The organism is uncultured Christiangramia sp. (assembly GCF_913046405.1).
Taxonomy (GTDB): Bacteria; Bacteroidota; Bacteroidia; order Flavobacteriales; family Flavobacteriaceae; genus Christiangramia; species Christiangramia marina.
In genome coordinates, this window is sequence record NZ_CAJWRQ010000141.1 from 1 (window position 1) to 5,646 (window position 5,646).

6 protein-coding genes are annotated in these 5,646 nt (G+C 40.3%); all 6 read right to left on the reverse strand.

Translation table 11 applies throughout. The annotated features are described in order from the left end of the window. A partial coding sequence (locus tag QZ620_RS13295; protein WP_295182534.1) for a DNA topoisomerase occupies window positions 1–437 on the reverse strand: 437 nt, incomplete at its 3' end. Window positions 438–798: 361 nt separating this feature from the next. Further along, window positions 799–1,809, reverse strand: a complete 1,011-nt coding sequence (gene rfbB / locus QZ620_RS13300) for a dTDP-glucose 4,6-dehydratase (RefSeq protein WP_295182536.1) — start codon at window positions 1,807–1,809, stop codon at window positions 799–801. After that, window positions 1,806–2,681, reverse strand: coding sequence for a glucose-1-phosphate thymidylyltransferase RfbA (rfbA, locus tag QZ620_RS13305; RefSeq protein WP_295182538.1), 876 nt, complete (start codon window positions 2,679–2,681; stop codon window positions 1,806–1,808). Before rfbA ends, rfbB begins: the two co-directional genes overlap by 4 nt. A gap of 35 nt (window positions 2,682–2,716) precedes the next feature. Further along, window positions 2,717–3,505, reverse strand: coding sequence for a 3'(2'),5'-bisphosphate nucleotidase CysQ (gene cysQ, locus QZ620_RS13310; protein ID WP_295182541.1), 789 nt, complete (start codon window positions 3,503–3,505; stop codon window positions 2,717–2,719). Window positions 3,506–3,526: 21 nt separating this feature from the next. Continuing rightward, a complete protein-coding gene (locus tag QZ620_RS13315) occupies window positions 3,527–4,543 on the reverse strand; it encodes an NAD-dependent epimerase (RefSeq protein WP_295182544.1) in 1,017 nt (338 codons plus the stop codon). 115 nt (window positions 4,544–4,658) lie between these two features. Continuing rightward, window positions 4,659–5,132: a UpxY family transcription antiterminator gene (locus QZ620_RS13320; RefSeq protein ID WP_295182546.1), complete on the reverse strand. Its 474-nt coding sequence runs from the start codon at window positions 5,130–5,132 to the stop codon at window positions 4,659–4,661. Window positions 5,133–5,646: the final 514 nt, after the last annotated feature.

Genomic DNA, 5,646 nt, shown 5'->3' on the forward strand with positions numbered 1-5,646 from the left:
ACACCCTCTTCCTCAAGTTTTTTAACTAGCATAGCCTCACTAAATCGAGGTGGTGGTTGAGTAAAATGCTGCTCCGGATCAACGTTGAGTACTTTTAGTTTTTCCCCTTTATCTAAAGCTGGCAAAATCCTGTCACCTTGTTTACTCTCCTGCTCTGCAAGTTCATCGTCACCAGACTCGAATCCATTTACCCCAGAATCATTTAGTTGTAAATGCAAAGAAGGTTTAGCTGCGAAAGGATAAGTTTTTAAAAGTACACTTTGTAGAACGTCATCCTCCACTTCTAAAGTAGCATCATGACCCTTTCTTAGTTCTTCAACTCTCTTTAAATTGATATCTAATCCTACTACAGGATATTTGGTTGCAAATAATCTCGCTAATGGGAGTCCTACATATCCCAGGCCTATCACAGCTATTCTCGGTTGTTCCGTAAACATTAAATTTAATATGTATTAATTTGAAAACAGGGCTTCGCCGCCGTGAGTCACATAAAGTAACTCCCGTAAAAAAATTTTAAATAATACCTGAGGAAAAATTCTTAGTCGGGATCGACCAAAGACACATAAGTAGGGTAAGTGGTTTCAGGTTGATTAGAAACAGCAAAATTAGGTTCGTTTATCGCCTTGTGAAAATTTAAGTTGTTAAAATTTTAACGATGAATCGAGGGGATTTTCCCCTCAGTTGTTCCTAATTGCAGATTTTTAAAGATTCAGTAAAGAATACTGGATATAGATGATAATATGATATTAATTTTATCTTAAAAATAGAGATCAACTATCTGACTGACCTATATTATTTTTAGGTTAAGGAGTGTATCGTAATTATCAAAGCTTCTTCAAATTCTGAAACTGGTTTCCAGTTTAATTGTGACTTCATCTTCCCGGCGTCGATGGCATATCTTAGATCATGACCCGCCCGATCCTTTACAAAGGTGATCTGTTCACTGTAACTTCCGGAATCCTTCGGTTTAAGTTCATCCAGCAATTTGCAGATCTTATGAGCAAGCTCTATATTCTGCATTTCTGTATCACCTCCAATATTATACACTTCGCCTGTTTTGCCTTCCGCATAAACCAGACTAATCGCTTTTACATGATCCAAAACATATAACCAGTCACGCACATTTTTTCCGTTACCATAAATGGGAATATCATCTCCGCTCAGGGCTTTGCGAACGATAGTAGGAATCAATTTTTCTTTATGCTGTTTTGGTCCGAAATTATTGGAGCAATTCGTAATGACCGTATTCATTCCATACGTATGATGATAACTGCGCACCACCATATCTGAAGCTGCCTTGCTAGCCGAATAAGGAGAATTTGGAGCATAGGGGGTTTCTTCAGTAAAATACCCGATTTCCCCAAGACTTCCATACACCTCATCTGTTGAAATATGATGGAATCTACAATCTCTATATTCCTCTCTGTATTCAAAAGGCGCTTTCATCCAGGTTTTGAAGGCGACGTCCAGAAGATTAAATGTTCCGTTCACATTGGTTTCGATAAAAACACCCGGATTGCTAATCGAATTATCTACGTGAGATTCCGCCGCAAAATGTATCACTCCGGTTATATGATTTTCCTGAAAGATCTTTTCCAGCAGTTCACGGTTGCGGATGTCGCCTTCTATAAATTGATAGCGAGGGTTGGATTCCACTTCGCTAAGATTCTCGAGATTACCCGCATAGGTAAGCGCATCCAGGTTAATAATATGCTGTTCCGGATTTTGCTCCAGGTAATAGGCTATAAAATTAGACCCTATAAAACCTGCACCACCGGTAACCAGGATCGTTTTGTTTAGATTGCTCATTGTCCCGCTCTCTTTAATAAATATTCTCCATAGGATGATTTCCCCAGTTTTTCTGCCAGTTGTGCCAGATCCTGCTTGCTGATATAACCTTTTTCATAAGCGATCTCTTCCAGGCAGGCTACTTTAAGTCCCTGTCTTTTTTCCAGGGTATGAATAAAATTCCCTGCTTCCAGCATAGATTCATGAGTTCCCGTATCCAGCCAGGCGTAACCCCTGTGCATGATCTCCATTTTCAAATTTTGATCCTCCAGATATGACTGGATCACCGAAGTGATCTCCAGTTCCCCACGTTTGCTAGGCTTTACATTTTTTGCGACTTCCACAACCGAATTTGGGAAAAAGTACAGTCCTACGATCGCATAATTGGATTTTGGTAATTCCGGCTTCTCTTCCACGCTGAGTACATTTCCTTCAGTATCGAATTCTGCGACTCCATACCTCGATGGCTCGTTGACATAGTATCCAAAAACTCCGGCTTTCTGCTCCTGTTCGACCGTAGCGACCGACTTCCGAAGTAAACTTGTAAACCCATGTCCGTAGAAAATATTATCTCCCAGGATCAAAGCAACATCATCACCATCTATGAATTCTTCTCCAATGATAAAAGCCTGCGCCAGACCATCTGGTGACTCCTGTACCGCATATTGAAAGTCCATGCCCAGGTCCTTCCCATCACCCAGCAGTTTTTCAAAATTGCTGCGATCCTCCGGGGTCGTAATGATCAAAACTTCCCTGATCCCGGCCAGCATCAGGACCGAAAGCGGATAATAGATCATGGGTTTGTCATACACATTCAGCAGTTGCTTGGAAACCCCTTTGGTAATAGGATACAACCGGGTGCCTGATCCTCCGGCAAGAATAATTCCTTTCATTTTCTATATTTTAGATCGCCTCGCTGCAAAGCTAGCTATTTCACCAGAAACCAGTTATTCAGCAGGTTTTCGCGATTGTACAACATTTCCTTTCCGGTTTTATGATCATATACGGTTTTGCCGGCAAAAGTACAGATCGCCTGTCCTGCTGCCGTATCCCACTCCATGGTAGGAGCAAAACGCGGATACTCATCTGCCTTACCTTCGGCTACCATACAAAGCTTTAAAGAACTGCCCTTGGAGATGCTTTCTACTTTTCCATGCCCATCTTTCAGCTTTTCAATATAGTCTTTGGTTTCTTCGGAAAGGTGAGATTTACTAGCAACAACGGTAAAACTTTTATTCTTATTTTTCTTCGGAAGTTTTACTGCGGAAGCTTCCAGACTTTCCATTCCGTCGAAATCAACAACGTTATCTACTTTGTAGGAACCGGCTTCTTCCGAAGCATAATACAATTCCCGAAGTGCGGGAACATAAATGACTCCCAGTACAGGTTTTTGATCTCTAACCAGGGCAATATTGACCGTAAACTCACCATTCTTTTTAATGAATTCTTTGGTGCCATCGATAGGATCCACAATCCATAGGCTGGACCAATTCTTACGTTCTTCATAGGAAAGATCTCTTCCTTCTTCTGAAAGCACCGGAATATCTGTTGCAGACAGATGCTGCATAATAATCTGGTGAGAAGCAAGGTCGGCTTTAGTAAGCGGAGAATCATCTCCTTTAAAGTCTACTTCAAAATCTTCGTTCTCGTAAATTTCCATGATCCTTTTGCCCGCTTCCAGCGAAGCTTTGATCGCTATCTCTAAATTATTTTGCATGTTTTATTTTAAAGTAATTTCTCAAATCTTATAAAATATTTCAAACCATTGCAGGTATTGTTTGATTCCTTCCTCTATGTCAATTTTGGGCTGATAGCCATAACGCTGCATAAGCGGCCGGGAGTCTGCCCAGGTTCTATTCACATCTCCCTGCTGCATGGGCATCAAATTCTTTTTAGCCTTGATCCCTAACTGCTTTTCGATCTCCTCAATAAAATCCAGCAACTTTACCGGCTGGCTGTTTCCAATATTAAATATGCGGTGTAGTGCATTATTATCAGTATCCGAATCGTTGATCACCGCATTCACTCCATTGATGATATCATCTACAAAGGTAAAGTCTCTCTCCAGGTTTCCTTCGTTATAGACCCGTATAGGTTCTCCATTCTTAATTGCATTTACAAATAGAAACATCGCCATATCTGGTCGTCCCCAGGGTCCGTATACTGTAAAAAACCGTAGACCTGTACAGCGAATTCCGTAGAGATGACTATAGGTATACGCCATTAGTTCATTGCTGCGCTTCGTTGCCGCATATAAACTAACAGGCTCATCTACTCTATCTTCTTCGGAAAATGGAACTTTTTTATTCTGTCCATATACACTTGAAGAACTGGCATACACAAAATCTTTAATGTTATAAAGTCGGCAGCATTCCAGAATGTTGGCAAACCCCACAAGATTACTGTCTATGTAAGCCTGAGGATTTTCAATGCTATAGCGTACTCCCGCCTGTGCCGCAAGATTACAAACCAGATCAAACTGGTAAGCTTTAAAAATTCCAGGTAAATTTTCGCGATCCTGAAGGTCCATTTTATGGAAAATGAAATCGGGATACCGCTGACTCTTCAAAGGCTGATTATATGCCGAATCTACCGCTACATTAACTCCTAATTCAGCAAGACGTGCAATTTTAAGGGATGGGCAGTAATAATCATTAAGATTATCCAGACCAATTACAGTATGACCTTCCTGCAAAAGTTTTTTGCACAGGTGAAATCCAATAAATCCGGCTGCCCCGGTAACTAATATCTTCATAGAGATTATAAGCTCAAGCGATCAAAAACTGCAGAATACAATCCGTGCCCTGTCAGTTCGCTGCTAAAATATTGGATTAAACCGATAAATTATAATTTTAAGGAGCTAAGTGTACCTAAACTACGTCGTGCACGCTGGCGGTAAGTATCCAGCCAAGTTCTTCGAGGATCAGTTTTAACTTTTTATCACCAACTTCTTTGATCACTGCCGTTTGATTGGCCATTTTACCCGATTTAAGTTTTACCTGATCTCCGGGTTTAAACTGGGTAACTTCCAGATCTGAGATCTTATCATTATTAAGCCATGACCGTATAGCTTCGATCTCGGCATCCTTAGCGATCGCCGGTTTATTCAGCCATTGCAAAAAATTAACCACTCCGGGAGCTTCAAACACCCTTGACCTCTCAGCCTCAGTGATATTTACAAAGATATAGGATCTGAATAATGGAACGGTAACTTTCTTCTTACGGTCGCTCCATTGACGGACTTCCACGATCGTAGGGCAGAATACCTCTACTCCCATTTTGGAGAGATATTCTGAAGTTTTGATCTCGTGTTGTGATCTTGTTCTTACTACATACCACGGCATACTGCGATAGATTTAATGAGTATTCGATTTCACAGTAGGGTCTTGTAATTATGAGTGTACAAAGGTCGTTATTTTAAACCTGCGGAACAATTTTTTAGAAGACTGAAAACTATTGCTTCAGAATATCGGTTTTTAAGTGAATGATTCTAAAGAGGTATTTCCAGGAATACCGGCCTTAGTTGAAGTTACTTCAGGAACCTGAATATTCTATAGTTTTAAAAATTAAATTTTGGATTCCCAGCCTTCCGAAGAAGTAAGAAGACTTTTGATATATTGGTTGATGTAAATTGGTGATTTGACTTCGAAAGGCTTCCTTCGACAAGCTCAGGATGGCGGCAATGTCTTTTCTAAAACCTATTATTTGACAAGAAATATTGGTATTATATACGACCGCCCATTCTCTGATTTTCTTTAACAAACATCCTTCGAAAGATTCAGGATGGTGGTATGATTTTCTCCATAATAGTTGTTATAGAAATTAGAGAGCGGATTCGGACATATTGGGTTTATTCCT

What these genes read in the sequence shown, in the direction of transcription:
- rfbB (WP_295182536.1), bottom strand. Translation starts at nt 1,809, where the DNA reads ATGAGCAATCTAAACAAAACGATCCTGGTTACCGGTGGTGCAGGTTTT.
- rfbA (WP_295182538.1), bottom strand. Translation starts at nt 2,681, where the DNA reads ATGAAAGGAATTATTCTTGCCGGAGGATCAGGCACCCGGTTGTATCCT.
- cysQ (WP_295182541.1), bottom strand. Translation starts at nt 3,505, where the DNA reads ATGCAAAATAATTTAGAGATAGCGATCAAAGCTTCGCTGGAAGCGGGC.
- QZ620_RS13315 (WP_295182544.1), bottom strand. Translation starts at nt 4,543, where the DNA reads ATGAAGATATTAGTTACCGGGGCAGCCGGATTTATTGGATTTCACCTG.
- QZ620_RS13320 (WP_295182546.1), bottom strand. Translation starts at nt 5,132, where the DNA reads ATGCCGTGGTATGTAGTAAGAACAAGATCACAACACGAGATCAAAACT.